The 19,154-nt window shown below is 40.1% G+C and carries 17 protein-coding genes; all 17 read left to right on the top strand.

From position 1 onward, the window contains the following. Nucleotides 1-6 precede the first annotated feature (6 nt). The 17 genes from ACDF53_RS00415 to ACDF53_RS00335 all read left to right on the top strand — a co-directional run bounded on the left by ACDF53_RS00415 (nucleotide 7) and on the right by ACDF53_RS00335 (nucleotide 19,127). On the top strand, nucleotides 7-1,044 hold the full coding sequence (locus tag ACDF53_RS00415) for a rod shape-determining protein (protein WP_060923982.1): 1,038 nt from the start codon (nucleotides 7-9) through the stop codon (nucleotides 1,042-1,044). 1 nt (nucleotide 1,045) lies between these two features. Further along, entirely contained in the window at nucleotides 1,046-1,963 is a 918-nt protein-coding gene (gene mreC, locus ACDF53_RS00410; RefSeq protein WP_060923981.1) for a rod shape-determining protein MreC, read from the top strand. Further along, nucleotides 1,960-2,451, top strand: a complete 492-nt coding sequence (mreD, locus tag ACDF53_RS00405) for a rod shape-determining protein MreD (RefSeq protein ID WP_060923980.1) — start codon at nucleotides 1,960-1,962, stop codon at nucleotides 2,449-2,451. Before mreC ends, mreD begins: the two co-directional genes overlap by 4 nt. A gap of 23 nt (nucleotides 2,452-2,474) precedes the next feature. After that, nucleotides 2,475-4,397: a penicillin-binding protein 2 gene (mrdA, locus tag ACDF53_RS00400; RefSeq protein WP_213466890.1), complete on the top strand. Its 1,923-nt coding sequence runs from the start codon at nucleotides 2,475-2,477 to the stop codon at nucleotides 4,395-4,397. A 1-nt stretch (nucleotide 4,398) separates the two neighbouring features. Next, complete coding sequence (locus tag ACDF53_RS00395) at nucleotides 4,399-5,322, top strand: P-loop NTPase (RefSeq protein ID WP_295220804.1); 924 nt, start codon at nucleotides 4,399-4,401, stop codon at nucleotides 5,320-5,322. An 8-nt stretch (nucleotides 5,323-5,330) separates the two neighbouring features. Beyond that, nucleotides 5,331-6,434, top strand: a complete 1,104-nt coding sequence (rodA, locus tag ACDF53_RS00390) for a rod shape-determining protein RodA (protein ID WP_370816175.1) — start codon at nucleotides 5,331-5,333, stop codon at nucleotides 6,432-6,434. A gap of 56 nt (nucleotides 6,435-6,490) precedes the next feature. Continuing rightward, a complete protein-coding gene (locus ACDF53_RS00385; protein ID WP_370815162.1) occupies nucleotides 6,491-8,374 on the top strand; it encodes a TIGR03960 family B12-binding radical SAM protein in 1,884 nt (627 codons plus the stop codon). Then, nucleotides 8,346-9,041: a TIGR03936 family radical SAM-associated protein gene (locus tag ACDF53_RS00380; RefSeq protein ID WP_060923975.1), complete on the top strand. Its 696-nt coding sequence runs from the start codon at nucleotides 8,346-8,348 to the stop codon at nucleotides 9,039-9,041. The genes ACDF53_RS00385 and ACDF53_RS00380 overlap by 29 nt, the downstream gene beginning before the upstream one ends. Before the next feature lie 116 nt (nucleotides 9,042-9,157). Continuing rightward, complete coding sequence (locus ACDF53_RS00375) at nucleotides 9,158-10,585, top strand: Rne/Rng family ribonuclease (RefSeq protein ID WP_195185905.1); 1,428 nt, start codon at nucleotides 9,158-9,160, stop codon at nucleotides 10,583-10,585. A 26-nt stretch (nucleotides 10,586-10,611) separates the two neighbouring features. Then, complete coding sequence (locus tag ACDF53_RS00370) at nucleotides 10,612-11,187, top strand: manganese efflux pump MntP family protein (protein ID WP_370815161.1); 576 nt, start codon at nucleotides 10,612-10,614, stop codon at nucleotides 11,185-11,187. A 204-nt stretch (nucleotides 11,188-11,391) separates the two neighbouring features. Next, entirely contained in the window at nucleotides 11,392-11,703 is a 312-nt protein-coding gene (gene rplU, locus ACDF53_RS00365; protein WP_004698652.1) for a 50S ribosomal protein L21, read from the top strand. A 2-nt stretch (nucleotides 11,704-11,705) separates the two neighbouring features. Continuing rightward, a complete protein-coding gene (locus ACDF53_RS00360; protein ID WP_370815160.1) occupies nucleotides 11,706-12,020 on the top strand; it encodes a ribosomal-processing cysteine protease Prp in 315 nt (104 codons plus the stop codon). Between the two features lie 12 nt (nucleotides 12,021-12,032). After that, complete coding sequence (rpmA, locus tag ACDF53_RS00355; RefSeq protein WP_004696430.1) at nucleotides 12,033-12,317, top strand: 50S ribosomal protein L27; 285 nt, start codon at nucleotides 12,033-12,035, stop codon at nucleotides 12,315-12,317. A gap of 326 nt (nucleotides 12,318-12,643) precedes the next feature. Beyond that, the gene (hydG, locus tag ACDF53_RS00350; protein WP_227721141.1) at nucleotides 12,644-14,062 is read left to right on the top strand and encodes a [FeFe] hydrogenase H-cluster radical SAM maturase HydG; all 1,419 of its coding nucleotides are present in this window, start codon (nucleotides 12,644-12,646) and stop codon (nucleotides 14,060-14,062) included. 195 nt (nucleotides 14,063-14,257) lie between these two features. Next, on the top strand, nucleotides 14,258-16,240 hold the full coding sequence (gene recJ, locus ACDF53_RS00345) for a single-stranded-DNA-specific exonuclease RecJ (RefSeq protein WP_370816174.1): 1,983 nt from the start codon (nucleotides 14,258-14,260) through the stop codon (nucleotides 16,238-16,240). A gap of 11 nt (nucleotides 16,241-16,251) precedes the next feature. Beyond that, on the top strand, nucleotides 16,252-18,492 hold the full coding sequence (locus ACDF53_RS00340; RefSeq protein ID WP_370815159.1) for a bifunctional (p)ppGpp synthetase/guanosine-3',5'-bis(diphosphate) 3'-pyrophosphohydrolase: 2,241 nt from the start codon (nucleotides 16,252-16,254) through the stop codon (nucleotides 18,490-18,492). After that, nucleotides 18,492-19,127 carry an MBL fold metallo-hydrolase gene (locus tag ACDF53_RS00335; RefSeq protein WP_295868240.1) on the top strand — a complete coding sequence of 212 codons (636 nt, stop codon included), beginning with the start codon at nucleotides 18,492-18,494 and terminating at the stop codon, nucleotides 19,125-19,127. The genes ACDF53_RS00340 and ACDF53_RS00335 overlap by 1 nt, the downstream gene beginning before the upstream one ends. Nucleotides 19,128-19,154: the final 27 nt, after the last annotated feature.

Raw genomic sequence — 19,154 nt, 5'->3', positions numbered from 1 at the left:
TTTACTATGAGTTCCATTTTACCTACTCTAGGAAAAGATGTAAGTATAGATATTGGGTCCATACAGACGCGCCTCATGGGGGGGACGCGAGGAACTGTTATAAGCGAACCATCTATTATAGCAACTGATACAAAACAAGAAAAAGTAGTAGCCGTTGGGGATGAAGCGGCACGTCTTGTATTGCGTATGCCCGATATGTGGCGCCCTTTGACACCATTAAAAGATGGATTTATTGTGGACTATCGAGTTATGCACACGATGCTTAACTATTTTCTGAATAAAGTGTCTAATGCATTGCGCCGCGCTCGAGTTCTTGTTGGTGTTCCTTGTGGGATGACCGACGTTGAGCAAAGAGCGATGATGGATGCTGTTATTCAGGCCGGAGCACGCGAAGTATTTCTTATCGAACGACCTGTCGCTGCAGCCATTGGTTGCGGCGCACCTATCTTTGAAGCTCGTGGATCTATGGTCATTGATATTGGTGGTGGCACTGTCGATATGGGTATTGTTTCATTGGGCGGCATTGTAGACAGTAAAACGATTCGCTTCGGTGGCTCAGATATCAATAATGCATTGCTACGCTATGTACGTGAGTGTTTTGGGGTTATCGTTTCTGAAGAAATTATAGAAGATATTAAACATACAGTAGGCACTGCTATGGCACCTTTAGAAGATGCCGAATATGCCTTTCAAGGTCGTGATATGATGAATGGTTTAGGCAGACGTTGTGTTATTCATCAGTCAGAGGTATATCAAGTTGTTAATGACTGTATTGCGGGCCTTTTAGATGAAGTGAAACAAATGATTCGTTCTGCTGAACCTGAGATTGTAGCAGATATTATGCAATATGGAATATATCTAACTGGTGGTACTGCGCAACTGTCGGGTTTGGCTGAGCGTATCGGGGGCGAGTTAGGTGTGCCTGTACATGTTCCAGATGCACCAGAGACAAAAGTCGTTGTGGGCCTTAACGGGGCTTCATCTGACTTGGTGAGCTTATCACGATTTATTGTGAATTCTAAAAATAGAAAGGGCCAAGACTAATATGATACAGTCAGATAAAAAGTTAATTATCGTTGTTGTCATTAGCTGTATCCTATTAGCGTTGCTCGGATTTGCATGGAAACAACGAACTAGTATTCCTTTTGTTACTGTCACTCTTGAAGGTATTACAACGCCATTTGCTTATGGATCTGCCCGTTTGCTTGACGGTGTACAAACCGGTTTTACAGTGCTCAATAATGCTATTTCTGCAACTATTGAAAGTGATGAGGCAGCATCTCGCAAGGCTGCATTAGAACAAAAGGTTGTTAACTATGATGAAGTAGTAGCAGAAAATATTCGACTTCGTCAATTGCTCAACTATAAGAGCAATCATCCGGAATTCTCCATGACTTTAGCCGGTATTATTACAAAGGATTACGGCACATGGACAAATACTTTCACTATCGATAAGGGTAGTGAAGAAGGGATGGCTGTCAATATGGCTGTCGTTGTACCAAGTGGGGTAGTTGGTTTTATTACCGATGTATACCCTCACTCTTCTCGAGTACAAACCATTCTTGACCCACGTAGTGCAATCGGTGTTATTGTACAACGTCCTGAATCTCGCCTATCTGGCGTCGTAAAAGGTGATGGTGACTCACCTCGTACGCCATCAATGGTAAATATTGCCCGTGATGGTGATGTATTAGTAGGGGATAAATTAATCACCTCTGGGTATGGTGGTATCTACCCTAAAGGATTGCCTGTTGGTAATGTACAGTCCATCGAAAATGATACGGAAGGTTTTGTAAAGAATGCCGTAATTACACCAAGTGTGGACTTCTATCGTTTAGAAGAGGTATTTGTCCTTACATCATCTTCAGTAAGTGCACCACCAAAACCAGGGCTTGAGCCTAAACTAGTACCTCAAACACAACGAGATCAAGTTGAAGGGGCAAAGGGGGCCGTTAAACCATGACGCGTCTAGCTTTAGTACTCTGTGGATTTTTAATTTACTTTATACAGGCGCAATTATTGCCTGCTATTTTTCATACGAATTGGTTGCCAAATTTAATTTTGACCACCATTGTTATAGTCACACTATTTAAAGGTCGTTATATGGGGCTGATGGCAGCTGTTATAGGTGGTATTGTACATGATGTATTGATATCTAACTTCTTTGGGCTCCATTTATTCCCTTACGTTCTTGTGGTTTACCTATTATCTGCAGTGAAACATCGACTCTATGAAGAACGTTGGTATTGGTCCAGTGCTATTGTAGCCATTTGTACATTGCTTGATGGATTTATCCGGAGCTTAATGATATTGGCCAGTGGTGGAGATTTACATATAGGGGTATATATGTGGCATATGGTTATACCAGTACTATTTTGGAACGGTCTATTGGCTGCCATCGTACATGGATTATTGTGGCGTAAGGACGAACAGCAAGATTATATTTGGTAATAAATTAGTAAGGGGGTGAAAGAGTGCTTGAAGGCCTCTATAAACGAAGAAAAACGAGTCGCTTTGATGTACTCTTTTACATTGTAGCGGGCATATTTATAGTGTTAGCATTGCGTTTGTTTATGCTACAAATCTTGGCTGGTGGCTATTATCAAGCCAAGGCGGAAGGCAACCGATTGCGCATGGTACCGATGACTGCAGCACGAGGCGTTATGTATGATCGTAATGGTCAAATTCTTGTAGGCTCTCGACCTGCCTATACTATATCTATCATGCCTACCGGAAAGGCTTTGGATGATGGTGAAGTTGCTAAATTGGCAGCTTTATTAAAAATGAAGCCTGAAGATATTACAAAGAAGGTTAATGATCACAAGTATGGTTATGAGCCAATACGTATTGCTAATGATATTTCTATGGACGTAGTGACAACCATTGAAGAGCATCGTCATGAATTACCAGGGGTAACCATTGATGTTGAGCCACTTCGATACTATCCATATGAAACGATGGCGTCTCAATTATTTGGTTATGTTGGTGAAGTGAGTGAAGAGGAATTAGAAGAGCTAAAACAGCAAGACCCTAATACACTAGTAAGTGGTGGTACTATTTTAGGTCGTTCTGGTCTCGAAAAATTATATGATTCTATCTTGCGTGGTACCGATGGTGGTAAACAAGTTGAGGTAGATGCTACAGGTCGTCCCGTGGCTGAAGTAGATAGAAAACATACGGTGCCAGGTGCTAATATTCATCTAACCATCGATGTGAATTTACAAAAGGCTGCAGAAGAAGCTGTTAAAAACCAGCTCGATCAATTGCGTGCGCAAGGTATTCCCGCACAAGGGGCGGCAGTGGTGGCCATGGACCCTAATACAGGGGCTATTTTAGCTATGGTCAGTGCGCCTGAATTTAATCCAAACTGGTTTTCTAAAGGGATTACAACTGCTCAATGGAATCAGCTGAATAATGATAAAAATCATCCATTTGATAATAAGGTTATTTCTGGTGAATATCCACCAGGGTCACCATTTAAGATTATCACCGGTACAGCAGCGTTAGATCTTAAAAAGGTTACTCCTGAAGAGATGATCTTTGACAGTGGTAAGCACTGGTTGATCGATAAGAGAAATGCAGAAGGTGAAGCCTTAGGATGGCTTAATTTTAATAGAGCGCTTGCTAAGTCAGATAACGTTTACTTCTATGAAATGGGTAATCGCGTTGGTATAGAAAATCTCGATAAATATGCTGCTTATTTTGGCATTGGCGAAAAGACTGGTATTAATTTACCAGGTGAGGCGTCTGGCATTATGGCAAGCCCTGAGTATAAACGAAAAGTATATGATGAAGATTGGTACTTAGGTGAAACCTTCGATGCTGCTATTGGTCAATCTTTTACCTTAGTTACGCCATTGCAAATGGCTGTTTTGCTCAGTGAAGTAGCTAATGGTGGTATTAAATATAAACCTTATGTGGTAAGCCGCATTGATAATAAAGATGGCACTCCGAAAGAGATTTTCGGTCCTGATAAATTAGGTATTCTACCAGTTCCAAAAAATATTATGGACCTTATTCGAGAAGGTTTGCGTGATGTTACAAATGAAGGCGGTACAGCAGGGGACTTATTTAAAGGCTTCCCAATTAATGTAGCTGGTAAGACTGGTACTGCAGAAAATGCACATGGCCGAGATCATGGCTGGTTTGTAGCCTATGCACCATATGATAAGCCACAAATTGTTGTGGTTGCACTTGTTGAACAAGGTAGCTTTGGTGCGGGCTCTGCAGGTCCAATCGTACGTGATGTGCTAGCCGCATATTTCAATGTACCATTAAATAAAAAAACGAATGACACAAATACTAAAAGTAATAAAGATAGTGCAACTGTAGGGAATACGCCTAATGGGCAGAAACCTCAGAATGCAGTAACAAGTGGGCAACCAAGAAAGGATTAGTATGGGCGAAATCATTGGTGTTGTATCCGGCAAGGGTGGCGTAGGTAAAACGACCGTCACTGCATGCTTGGGTGCAGCCTTAAGTCATGCAGGGCACCGCGTATTGCTCTGTGATGGGGACTTTGGATTGCGCGATTTGGATCTCGTATTAGGCGTGGCAGATGAAATTATCTATGATGCACTTGATGCGAGTGAAGATAAAGAATATACAGATGATGCTATTGTATCAATTGCAGAAAATCTAGATTTCTTACCGGCTAGTCAAAGTGCACGCTGGGAAGATATAGGTCGAAAGAAGTATAAGAAATTAGTTCGTCGACTTTGTGATGTATATGACTATATTCTGATTGATGCACCAGCAGGGATTGGTAAGGGCATTGAGTCAATTTTAGATCTTGTGAGTCGTTGTATCGTTGTGACACATCCATTGTGGGTATCCTTGCGCAATGGGGCGCGTATGATTCAAGTGTGTCAAGAACATAATATTCGCGACTTTGCTATTGCCTTTAATGCAGTGCCAGTAGATGGTGAAGACATAGATTTATATGATATGTTGGAAGTCCTTCGCGCCGAGTATGTAGGGGCTATGATTCCTTATGATGAAGATATCCTAACATATACACAAGATGGTCATTTGTTAGACCTTGCTTCTCATGAGTTTCGTAATGTATTAGCACCTCTTGTAGACTATGTTGTGACAGGCGATTGTTGGGAAGATTATGATGTACAAAAACAATTTGATGCCTATGTAACTAAGAAAAAAGCGGCTAAAGAAGAATCATGTACACCGACTCTTGCTTCAGCTGGTGAGTCTATCTTTGAAGATTCGAATACTGTTTTGTATATTAATCGCGGTGGATGGACTACTCAGCGTTTATTAGTGCAAGGTAAGCAAAGTTTATGGCGCCGTCGTAAATTGAAATAGGTGATATGATGTGGCGGAAACTATGGAATGATAGCGACTGGGCTATTATCATATGTACTTTTCTACTGGTTTGCATTGGCTTAGCAGCTATTGGCAGTGCAACTCATGTTAATCAAGAGCCTATTGGATTTGGTAGTTTAGTAGTAAAGCAACTTATATTTTTCCTTGCTAATGCAGCTGTTGTGATAGGCATGCAATTTCTTAACTACCATCGGTTAAAGGATTGGGGCAATATCATTTATGGCATTACCCTTTTGATGTTAATTGCCGTTATGGCCGTTGGTACATCTGCATTGGGTGCTCAACGGTGGATTCAACTGGGTCCTATTACCATTCAGCCATCAGAATTTTCTAAATTATTGATGATTATCTGTATGGCCAAAATGCTAGAGCCTCGTATTGGCAAGTTAGATACATTTAAGTCTTTAATATTGCCTGTATTATATGTTGGGGTACCTATTGGACTTGTATTTTTACAACCTGACTTAGGTACATCGCTTGTGTATATTGCTATTTTTGTGGGTATGTTATTTATCTCTGGCATTAAAACTAGACTCATAAAAATCATTGCAGGCACTGGTTTATTATTGATGCCTTTAGGCTGGTTTGTACTGAAAGAATACCAAAAACAACGTATTCTCGTATTTTTAAATCCAGATATTGATCCGTTTGGATCTGGCTATCATATTATTCAATCTAAGATTGCTATTGGTTCTGGTTTGATTTTTGGTAAGGGACTCTTCAATGGTACTCAAAGTCAGTTGAACTTCTTACCAGAAAACCATACGGATTTTATTTTCTCCGTTATTGGTGAAGAATTTGGCTTTGTAGGCTGTATCATAGTATTATTATTACTCTTTATGCTTATTTATCGCAGCATTAAAGTGGCGTATATGTGCAATGATAATTTTGGTATGTTATTAGCTACAGGTATTGCTACCATGTTTACCTTTGAGGTACTCGTTAATGTAGGTATGACTATTGGTATTATGCCTGTTACAGGGATTCCATTGCCATTCCTTAGCTATGGTGTCAGTGCGTTGACTACTAATATGTTGAGTATCGGTATTTTGTTAAATATTGCTATGCAACGGACGAAATATATTTTTTAAAACCTTATTTTTAGGATTGATTGTGAAAGAAGTCTTTCAGAAAAGACGGAGGATGTATGATTCAATTAGATACGTCATGGTTACAACATGTCCAAAAGCCTGCTCGTTATACGGGCGGTGAATATAACAGTATTGTAAAAGATCACAGTACGGTTGATGTAACAATGGCTTTAGCTTTTCCAGATGTATACGAAGTGGCTATGAGCCATTTGGGCATCAAAATTTTATATGGTCTTGTAAACCGTCGTGAAGATGCAGCAGCGGAACGTGTGTTTGCTCCGTGGCACGATATGGAAGAGGAAATGCGTAAGCGTAACATCCCTTTATTCTCTTTGGAAACTCGTACGCCTATCAAAGATTTTGATGTGTTAGCCTTTACACTCCAATATGAGATGAGCTTTACTAATATTTTAAACATGCTCGATTTGGCTGGTATTCCAATGTACGCTAAAGACCGGGATATGGAGTTTCCATTACTCGTTTGTGGTGGTCCATGTGCATTTAATGTAGAGCCTATTGCCGATTTCTTTGATATTGTCTCCCTTGGTGAGTCCGAAGAATGGGGAGATGAATTCATCGATCTCTACAAGGCTGAAAAGGCAAAAGGATTCCCAGGCGGCAAGGAAGCATTCTTGCGTAAAGTGGCTCAAATCCCTGGTACGTATTGTCCAGCATTATACGATGTGGAATATACCGAGCAAGGCGATTTTAAATCTATTACACCGCGCTTTGAAGACGTACCTGCAGCTGTTGAAAAACGCATTGTTGAAGATGTAGAAAATGTTTTCTACCCAACAAAACCTGTTGTACCATTCTTAGATATAGTTCATGACCGTGCGGTACTCGAATTATTCCGCGGCTGTACACGTGGTTGTCGTTTCTGCCAAGCGGGAATGCTATACCGCCCTGTTCGTGAAAAGACGCCAGAGCGTTTGCTTCAAATTGCTAAGGATACGATTGCTAACACTGGTTATAATGAAATCTCTTTGATGAGCTTAAGCTCTGCGGATTATTCTAAATTGCCAGAGTTAGTAGACATGCTCATGGAAGAGTTCAAAGACAAACAAGTAAGCGTAAGCTTGCCATCCTTGCGCATCGATAGTTTCTCCATCGATATTGCGAAAAAGGTGCAACAAGTACGTAAGAGTGGTCTTACTTTTGCTCCTGAAGCGGGTACACAGCGCATGCGCGATGTTATCAACAAAGGCGTTAGCGAAGAAGATTTATTGGCAGCGTGTACAAATGCCTTTAAATCTGGGTGGAATACAGTTAAACTGTACTTCATGATGGGCCTTCCTACTGAAACTGATGAAGACTTAGCAGGTATTGCTAATCTAGCGTACAAGGTGCTTGATTTACACCGTGATATTACGGGTAAACGCAATGGTTCTGTAACCGTTAGCGTATCCTTCTTCGTGCCAAAAACACATTCTCCATACCAATGGTATGGTCAACAAGATGTAGAGGAAATTCATCGTAAACAACGTTATTTAAAATCTCTCATCAATAATCGCAATATTTCCTATCATTACCATGATGGCTATACTGGCTACATGGAGGCTGCCTTTGCTCGTGGGGACCGTAGATTATCTGAAGTTCTTGTAAAAGCCTGGGAAGCAGGTTGTAAATTTGATGGCTGGACTGAGTTCTTCAACTATGAAACTTGGTTAAAAGCATTCGCTGACTGTGGTTTGGATCCTGCATATTTTGCACGTCGTACTCGTGATTTCGACGAACCATTACCTTGGGATCATTTGGATTGCACTGTAAGTAAAGCTTTTTTGAAACGAGAGTGGGAACAAGCGGTAGAGGCAAACTTAACAAGTGATTGCCGTCGAGGTCCATGTAAGGGCTGTAACGTATGTCCAGAGCTAAATACTGCAATTATTGACTATAAGGAGGGTGGCAGAGTTGAAAAAGTTACGTTTGGCCTTAAATAAAGGCGAAAAATTGCGATTCTTGTCGCACCTTGATTATGCACAAGCAGTAGAACGTATGATTCGCCGCGCAGAAATTAAAATGGCTTATTCTGAAGGCTTTAATCCACATATGAAAATTAGCTTTTCCTCTGCACTTGCCCTAGGTGTAACAGCGGCGGCTGAATATATCGATATGGATGTGCTAGAAGAGGACTCTTTAGAGTCTATTATGGAGCGTTTGAATCGCGTAGCACCGCCAGGTCTTGAGGTGCTAGGTGGCAAGGAAATGCCTGAAAAGGTTAAAAAGATGATGGCTATCTGTAACTTTGCTATTTATGAGGTAACAGGCCCTGTAACAGATGAAAACGCTGATTGGAATGCATTACTAAAACCTTTCAATGAAGCTACGGAGATTTCTTATGAAAAGGTAACGCCTAAGAAAACTCGCACTATTGATGTGAAAGAATTTGTAAAAGAACCTATCGTAGCATCTGTTAAGGACGGTATGGTAACCCTTACTATGGGCATTGGCATCTATCCGCAAGGTACAATCAAACCTAGCGAAGTGTGGAATCTTGGTAAAGACCAATATAATTGGCCTATTACAAGTGGCTATGAAATTCATCGTAAAGCGATTATGGTGGAAAATGAAGATGGTCGTTACACTCCATTGGAAATTAACTACTAATACTCGTTATATACATCTAAATTACTAATATCTTTACATAAATCTTAAGCGATTTATATACGCTTTAGTGCTTTAAAAGAGCTATATATTTTAAATTGAACGAAGGGAGGGATAGGATGCATAAAATTTTGGTCAATGTTATGCGAGAAGAAATCCGCATGGCTGTTATCGACGAAGAAGGGCAGTTAGTAGACTTTGTCTTAGAGCGTACTGATGAGTCTCATATGGCAAATCATATGTATAAGGGCACTGTTAAGAACGTGTTAAATGGTATGCAAGCGGCCTTTGTTGATATAGGAGGCTCTCAAAATGCGTACTTGAACCTTCAACAGGGGAAAGAACAGAAAATCTTGCCACGCCTATCTGTGGGACAACAAATTCTCGTACAAGTGGTAAAAGAGGAAATGCTTGGTAAAGGCGCTCGCGTTACAGCTGATGTGAGTTTGGCAGGACGTTTTATGGTGCTTTTACCATATTCTGAAGGCATGCATATTTCTAAGAAAATTACTGATGAAGCAGTACGTGCTAAATTACAAGAATTAGCAGCGCCTTATGTACAGGAAGGCTGTGGATTTATTATTCGTACCGCAGCCGCTAAGGCTAGTGCTGATGAAATCGGTCGTGATATGGAATATCTATGGCGTACATGGCAACATGTGTTAAAACGATTTAAGGTGGCTAAGAGTGGTACTGATCTCTATAGTGATGCGGATTTTTGGTTCCGCCTTGTACGAGATTATGCGCATCGCAATGTAGGAGAGATTATTGTAGATTCTGATATGGGCGAGTCTCGATTGCTGGATCTCTTAGGTCATGGGCCTACATCACAGCAAATTAAAGTGACACGTCACCGTGGTAGCACACCTATCTTTAAAGCTAATCATATTGAACCACAATTAGAAGATCTTATCTCTCGTGATATCAATCTACCTTCCGGTGGCTCTATCCGTATTGATCATACGGAGGCTCTCACCGTATTTGATGTAAACTCGGCTCATTACACAGGTAAGTCTAATAAGTTAGAAGATCTGGCTTTTACAGTCAATAAAGAGGCGGCAAAGGAAATTTGTCGACAATTGCGATTGCGTGATATTGGTGGTATTATCGTCGTCGATTTTATCGATATGAAGGATAAGTCCCATCAACAAGAGTTGTTAAAATTGTTGAGCGCACAGGCCAAGTTAGATAAGATGAAAACAGTGGTATGTGGTATTAGTTCGCTTGGTCTTGTGGAGATGACTAGAAAGCGTGCCCGTCAAGGTTTGCAAACTTTGATGTTTGATACATGTCCTCAATGTGGAGGCACTGGATACATGTTGTCAGGTAGAACTGTATACATGCAAATTATCCGTCGTATACGTGAGCTGTTTAAATCAGGTCGCATTAAATCTAATCTAGAAATCGAAGTACATCCAGAGGTAGCCCAATACTTAACTAAGGCTGTCCTTGAGGAGTTAGGCGATTCTATAGGGCGTAAGATTTCGATTGTAGTGAATTCACAAATTAGCCGAGAAGGATATTCTTTGATGGCAGTAGCAGAATAAGTAAGTAGTTTTTATAGGTGAGTTTCGTGTCTGTATTTGAAATTATATTAATTAGTATTGGTCTAGCCATGGATGCCTTTGGTGTATCGATTGGTAAAGGTTTATCAATGCCGGTAGGTGAAAATGGCCGAAAGGTTACATTGGCATTCTTATTTGGGTTATTCCAGTTTCTCATGCCTGTTATGGGATGGCTCATTGGACGCCAGTTTATCGATGTTATATCTGAATGGGATCATTGGATTATCTTTGGACTTCTTGGCTATTTAGGTATTGCTATGATTCGAGAAGGACTCAGTGACGACGATGAAGAAGACGATGATAAACAGTTTTTAGGTGCTTGGGAAATGATTATGCTTTCCGTAGCCACTAGCCTTGATGCCATGGCAGTAGGCTTAACCTTTGCTTTTTTACCTATTAATGTATGGGAAGCTTCCACTATGATTGGGGTCATTACTTTTGGTATTTCTCTTGTTGGCGTGTACTTAGGTAAATTTATGGGCCAGTTTGTAGGAAAATATGCAGACATATTAGGTGGGGGTGTATTAATCCTCATCGGCACAAAAATACTCTTACAACACCTCGGTATTATCGGAGAATTTTAGAGGTTTGTATATATATGAAAGTATCGGAAACTGAGCTATTTATGTTGAATTTTGTTTGACATGGATAGGTAAATACGATATACTATATCAGTATTAGTTCGGTTTACTGAACTTTGCAATCCGCGTGAAGCAGGTTTAAACGCCCGACCGATGTTCGGGTCGGGATACCGAATTCAGCGAGTTCGATAACAAGGAGGTGTTCTCATGTACGCAATTATTAAAACTGGTGGTAAACAATATCGCGTTGCTGAAGGCGATGTAATTACTATCGAAAAATTGGAAGCAGCTGCTAACGAATCCGTTACATTCGAAGAAGTTTTGACTGTAGTGAATGACGGCGACGTTAAAGTTGGCGCTCCTCTTGTAAACGGTGCAAAAGTTACAGGTACAGTTCTTGAGCATGGTAAAGGTAAAAAAATCTTAGTATTCAAATACAAAGCTAAATCCAACTACCGTCGTCGTCAAGGCCATCGTCAACCGTTCACAAAAGTTCGTATTGAATCTATCCAAGCTTAATTATGGTTTCCATTGGAATCCAGCGGAATGGTGATGGTCAAGTAATTGGTTGTCACATGTCCGGTCATGCAGGATATGATGATCATGGCTTCGATATCGTATGTGCTGCAGTGTCTGCCTTATCGGCAACGGCAATGTTAGGACTTACCCAAATTGCTCAGCAAGAAGGGGACTATACGAATAGCGAAGGTCGATGTGATATGGTTCTCTCTGGTACGATTAACCAGAGTGGACAGGATATTCTGGGGACTATGCTCCTTGGTTTAAAGGAAATTAGCCGTCAATATCCAGAGTTTGTCCAAATACACGAAATATAGGAGGTGAACTTAATGTTTACTTTTGATTTGCAATTGTTCGCACATAAAAAAGGTGTGTCCAGTACTCGTAACGGTCGTGATAGTGAATCTAAACGTCTTGGTGTTAAATGCCATGATGGTTCCATCGTAAAGAGCGGTAACATCATCGTTCGTCAACGTGGTACTCACTTCCACCCTGGTACTAACGTAGGTATCGGTAAAGATGACACTTTATTCGCACTTGTGCCTGGTAAAGTAGCATTTGAACGTGCTGGTCGTTATAACCGTAAAGTTAGCGTATACCCTGTAGAAGCTTAATTTTACAACGACTATTAATCCCTAGTGGTTTTCCACTAGGGATTTTTTGTTTTAACTGACGCATATAATTAAATTAATATTCTATATACATTTTAATCATATTCGATATAGATAATCGATATAAATTAGAAAGGCCCATAATATAAAGGTTGCTTCCTCTAATGAGGGGGCAACCTTTTGCTATGTATTAAATTCCTATGTTTTTTAGTAGGAATAGTGGTATACTAAGTACAGTATCAGTGAAATACCAGAAGACTGGTTGACATATACTTTCATAAACCTAAAGAGGGGTGGCATTGCCACTAGAAAGATTTGAGGTAAGTACTATGTATGATGTAAAATCTCCAAAGGCGGAGGAATTTATTTCCCATCAGGAAATCCTTGATACTCTTGCTTACGCAGAGGAAAACAAGGAAAATCGGGAGTTGTTAGATGCTATTTTAGCAAAGGCTGCTACATTTAAGGGGTTAAACCATAGAGAGGCAGCTGTTCTATTAGAATGTCCGTTGCCTGAATATAAGGAAAAGCTTTATGCTTTAGCAAAAGAAATCAAGAAAGCCATTTATGGTGATCGTATCGTTTTGTTTGCACCATTATATTTGTCTAACTATTGTATTAATGGTTGTGTATATTGTCCTTACCATTCTAAAAACCGTGATATTAAACGTAAAAAGTTGACTCAAGACCAAATTAGAGAAGAGGTTATCGCGTTAGAAGCAATGGGCCATAAGCGTATTGTAATTGAGTCTGGTGAAGATCCACTCAATAATCCGCTTGAGTATATTTTGGAATCCATCAAAACTATTTACGGTATTAAAAATAAAAATGGCGAAATTCGCCGTGTAAACGTAAATATTGCAGCTTGCTCTGTTGAGGATTACAAGAAATTACATGAAGCTGGCATTGGTACCTATACATTATTCCAAGAAACGTACAATAAAGAAAACTACGAAGCACTTCATCCAACAGGCCCTAAGAGCGACTACGCCTACCATACAGAGGCGATGGACCGCGCTATGCAAGGCGGTATTGATGATGTAGGCATCGGTGTTTTATATGGTTTAGAACACTATAAATACGATTTTGTAGGCTTATTAATGCATGCTGAACATTTAGAGGCTGTATTTGGCGTAGGTCCACATACAATTTCTGTACCTCGTATTTGTCCAGCTGATGATATCGATGTAGATGATTTCAGTAATGCTGTACCTGACGATATCTTTGAGAAAATCGTTGCTCTTATTCGCGTATCCACACCGTATACAGGTATGATTATGTCTACCCGTGAAAGCCAATCTATGCGTGAACGTGGCTTGGCATTAGGTATCTCCCAAATTAGTGGTGGCTCTCGTACTAGTGTAGGTGGCTACAAAGAAGAAGAAAAACCAGAAGATAATTCTGCTCAATTTGATCGCAGTGATACACGTACATTAGATGAAATTGTAGATTGGTTACTAGACCTTGGCTATGTACCAAGTTTCTGTACTGCATGCTACCGTGCAGGTAGAACAGGGGATAGATTCATGGCCCTTGCTAAATCCGGTCAAATCCACAATTGTTGCCAACCAAATGCATTGATGACATTAAACGAATACATCATGGATTATGGTGATGAAAAAACTAAAGCTCATGGCGCTAAAGTTATTGAAGAACAGTTAGAAAATATCAAAAATGACTTAGTTAAAGATAAAGCGAAAGCTTATATTGCACAGATGAAAGACGGCGAACGAGACTTCCGGTTCTAAGTAATTCACTGATCTAGAACCTCCTATTGATAATGGGAGGTTCTTTTTTGTTGAGAAAATGTCAAAAGTTAAATGAGAATAAAATATATAAAATAGTTTATTTTATTCGTTTTTTAGGGTATAATAAATAAAAATGATAATGATAATACGTTGAATTATTATAATAATATTGATTATAAACTACTGAGGGATATGATGATTAAGAAAAAACGTTGGCGCATTTCTACAAGCGACAAAGAACAAGAAAATATCTTAATCCGTGAACTTGGTGTAAATCCTATTGTGGCAAAATTAATGGTAAATCGCCACATAGATGTTGACGAAGGGCGGAAGTTTTTACAAGGCTCTTTGTCAGATTTGTTAGATCCATTCACATTAAAAGATATGGATGTAGCTGTTTCGCTAGTTCAGGAGACAATTGAAAAGCATAAACCAATCGTTATTTATGGCGATTATGATGTAGACGGTATTACGGCCACATCTGTTCTATATCGATTTTTAAAGAAACTAGGTGCCGATGTTACCTATTACATACCAGAGCGTCAAAGTGAAGGCTATGGACTCAATTTAGAGGCTTTAGAGCACCTTATAGAGCGGGGGACGGCTCTAGTTATTACCGTAGACTGTGGTATCAGTTCTTACGATATTGTGGAGGCTGTACGTGACCGTATTGATATGATCATTACGGATCATCATACGGCACCAGATTTGATTCCACGAGCAAAGGCTGTTATTAACCACAAGCAGAAGGATTGTCCTTATAAGGATAAAAACTTGTCCGGCGTTGGGGTTGCCTTTAAATTATGCCAAGCTTTATGGCTCACAAAATATGGTGAATGGTATTTAGATGATTTAGATATTGTTGCACTAGGTACTGTGGCAGACGTAGTACCGTTAGTAGGTGAGAACCGCATCATTGTAAAAGCAGGCCTAGAGAAGATGAATAGTCATCCTAATTTGGGCATTAAAAAGCTTATCGATGTAGCGGGTCTCCATGAACGAACTATAACATCTGGACATATCGGTTTTACTTTGGCACCTCGCCTTAATGCAGCAGGTCGCGTAACTCATGCAACACGTGCTGTTGAGTTACTTGTTACCGATGATGCTGATATGGCAGAAGCTATTGCAGAGGAGTTAAATGAAACTAACCGTGAACGCCAAGAATTAGAGCGGAATATTCATGAACTTGCTCGCATCGATGTGGCTAATCAAGGTCATAAAGCGGATTATGTAACGGTGGTGGCTGGTGAAGACTGGCATCCTGGTGTTATAGGTATTGTGGCCTCTCGTTTAGTTGAGGAGTTTTATAAACCAACCTTAGTCATCAGTATTCATGATGGCGTTGGTAAAGGTTCCTGCCGTAGTATTGATGGCTTTAATATTTACGATGCACTCAAGTCCTGTGAAGATGTGTTACTACAGTTTGGTGGTCATGCTGCAGCAGCTGGCTTTAGTATTGATGCAAGTCGTATAGATGAACTACGAGACCGATTAACGGCGTATTGTAAAGAGCATGTGACACAGGAAGAATATATCCCTGTCGTTGCTATTGATGCGGAACTACCCGTTGATGATATCGATGTAGATATCATTGACCGCGTATCAGCTCTTGAACCGTATGGTATGGCTAATAGTACGCCGGTCTTTGCCGTTATGGAAGCAACGGTACAAGATATTATGCTTATGGGACAGTTAAAAAATCATTGTAAGGTGATTTTAGAAACCTCAAGTGGCACGTTAGATGCCATTGCTTGGAATCGTCCTGATTTGTTTAAAACCATATTTGTTGGAACTGTGGTGAAAGTAGCATTTTCATTGCAAAAGAATGAATGGCAAGGGATGGTTTCTCCACAGCTTATGATCCAAGCTATTGAACCGTTGACTGAAGAGCCTATTACACTTTCAACAGAAGGGCTTAGACAAATGTATGTCATAGTAAAACAAGCTATGCGTGGTCGTAGTCAATCGGTTTACAATGTGGAACAAGAAATTTTGCGCCGCAAGCCGACAGATCAAAATAATCGTAGTGCCCTTACATCCTTAGATGTTTTTAAGGAGTTGGGCATCATAGAAGAATATACAAGTGATGATGGTCAATTAATGCTAAGATGGAATGCCGTTGAAGGAAAATTAGATCTTGTCACATCCGTAACATTTCTTACCTATAGTGTATAGGAGGTGACACCATGACAACTGTAAATGAAGAAGGCAAAGCTTTGGTTGAACAAGGTACATTTAACAAAGAAAAAGCTTTAGCTGAATTTATGGAATATATCCATACCTATTTAACAGATGATGAGTGTAACCAAGTATTGAAGGCTTTTGAACTTGCTGATAAGGCTCATGAAGGTCAATTGAGAGCTTCTGGTGAGCCATATATCATGCATCCACTAGCAGTAGCTGAAATTTTGGCACACTTACAAATCGACCATATTACGCTTATGGCTGCGCTTATGCATGATGTGGTTGAAGATACATCGTATTCGAAGGAAGACTTAGAGAAAATGTTTGGCTCTGAGGTGGCTTTCCTCGTTGATGGTGTAACGAAATTAAACCAGTTCCAATATGAAACAAAAGAAGATCGCCAAATGGAAAATTATCGGAAGATGATTTTGGCTATGGCGAAGGATGTGCGCGTCGTTGTTATTAAACTAGGTGACCGCTTACATAATATGCGTACCTTAAAGCATATGCGTAGCGACAAGCAAAAGCGTATTGCAAAGGAAACCTTAGAAATCTTTGCGCCTCTAGCACATCGCCTTGGTATCTTCAATGTGAAATGGGAACTAGAAGATTTATCATTCCGCTATTTAGAGCCGGAAAAATATTATGATCTTGTAGATCAAATGAAACAAAAACGCCAAGCTCGTGAGGACATTGTAAATGATACGATGAGCCAACTTACAAAAGCGTTAGGGGAAGCTCATATTAAGGCAGATATTAAAGGTCGTCCAAAACACTTCTACAGCATTTACAAGAAGATGAAAAAGGACAACCGTGATTTATCTCAAATTTACGACTTGCTCGCTGTTCGCGTTATTGTTGATACAATTCCAGATTGCTATGCCGTTCTAGGTATTGCGCATAGCTTGTGGAAACCATTGCCGTATCGTTTCAAGGATTACATTTCCATGCCGAAGTCTAATATGTATCAATCCTTGCATACAACGGTTATCGGTACCATGGGGCAACCTGTAGAAATCCAAATTCGTACATGGGAAATGCACCGCGTATCTGAATACGGTGTTGCAGCGCATTGGCGTTATAAAGAAGGCAATAAAAATGGCGATAAGGATTTCGACCAAAAGGTTGCGTGGTTGCGCCAAGTATTGGAATGGCAAGATACAAGTAATCCAACAGAGCTTGTAAACGCTTTAAAATTAGACGTATTCTCTGGTGAAGTATTCGTATTTACACCAAAAGGCGATGTTGTTAAATTGCCGATAGGGTCTGTTCCACTAGATTTCGCATATCGTGTTCATACCGATGTAGGGCATAGATGCGTAGGTGCCAAGGTAAATGGTAAAATTGTACCGCTAGATTACACCTTACAAAATGGCGATATTGTAGATATTATTACATCTAAAACAGGTCGCCCAAGTCTTGATTGGCTTAATATCGTAGGCTCTTCTGAAAGTAAGAGCAAAATTCGCAACTGGTTCAAGCGTGAAAATAAAGCTGAAAACATTGAAAAAGGACTAGAGGCGCTTGAAAAAGAAGCAAAACGATTAAACTATAGTTGGAAAGAATTGATCGGTGATAATCGTCTCCAACAAGTTACAAAACAGCTTAAAGCAGGTACTGAAGAGGAAATGTTTGCCGCTTGTGGCTATGGCGGCATTCCTGTCAGCACTGTTCTCTTGCGGTTAATTGAACTTTATAAAAAATCTAAAGAAGCAGAAGAGTCTAAACACAGCACTGAACAAATCATTGAGAAGTTAAAAGCTCAAGGGCCAAAAACGACTAAGAATGGTACGGGCGTTCTCGTAAAAGGGGAAGCTGGTGTCATGGTACGTATGGCGAAATGCTGTAGCCCAGTTCCTGGTGATGATATCATCGGTTACATCACGCGTGGCCGTGGTGTATCTGTCCATCGCTCCGATTGTACGAGCCTAGGCCATACGCCAGAAGATTTAGAACGTATGATTGAAGTCTCTTGGGATGGTTCCTCTGGTGAATCCTTCCATGTAGGTATCGATATTCAAGCATACGATCGAAATGGTCTGTTGATGGAGGTTATGGCGGTACTTTCAGAATTGAAAATCACCATTACAAACATCAATGCTAAGGTTCAAGAAGATACTAAAACTGTAAGTATCAATGTTGTGGTCGATATCCGTGATATTTCACAACTTGATTTTGTTATGACTAAGTTGCGCCGTATTCGTGAAGTATATACCGTACAGCGTAGTAAAGGAGGGGCTTAATGAGTGAACAACAATTAGTGCTTATGCGCATGCCATTAGGTCCATTAGGGACTAACTGCTATGTTATTGGAGATAAAGCGGTAGGCGAAGCTTTCATTATTGATCCTGCTACTGCTGAAGTATTAGAGTCTCTAAAGAAGCACGACTTGAAACCAAAGGCGATTTTATTAACCCATGGTCATGGTGATCATATTGGTGGCGTTCAAGAGATTGTAGATACATATCATGTGCCTGTATATATTCAAAAGGGCGATATACCGTATCTGTCAGATCCTGAACTCAATCTCAGCGCTTATAGTAATCCAACACCAATCAAGGTAAAGGCTGACATTATCGAGGTTAAACAAGGTGACCACATTACCTGTGGTGCTATTGACCTTGAAGTGCTTGAAACACCGGGGCATACGCCAGGTGGAGTATGTTATTACATGGAAGGTCTTGTATTTGTAGGAGATACTCTATTTAGAGATTCCGTAGGTCGTACAGATTTTCCAAATGGATCATATGAGACATTAATGGAATCCATTAAAACTCAGCTTTATAAATTGCCTGACAATACAATGGTATATCCTGGTCATGGACCAGAAACAAATATAGGTTATGAAAAACAATACAACCCATTCGTTGGGGCGTAGGTTTTATAAAACTTTTGTAAGAAGTAA

Origin of the sequence: Veillonella sp. (genome assembly GCF_041333735.1) — a bacterium.
Taxonomy (GTDB): domain Bacteria; phylum Bacillota; class Negativicutes; order Veillonellales; family Veillonellaceae; genus Veillonella.
The sequence above is the reverse complement of the archived record's forward strand: the minus strand, read 5'-3'. Positions and strand labels throughout refer to the sequence as shown.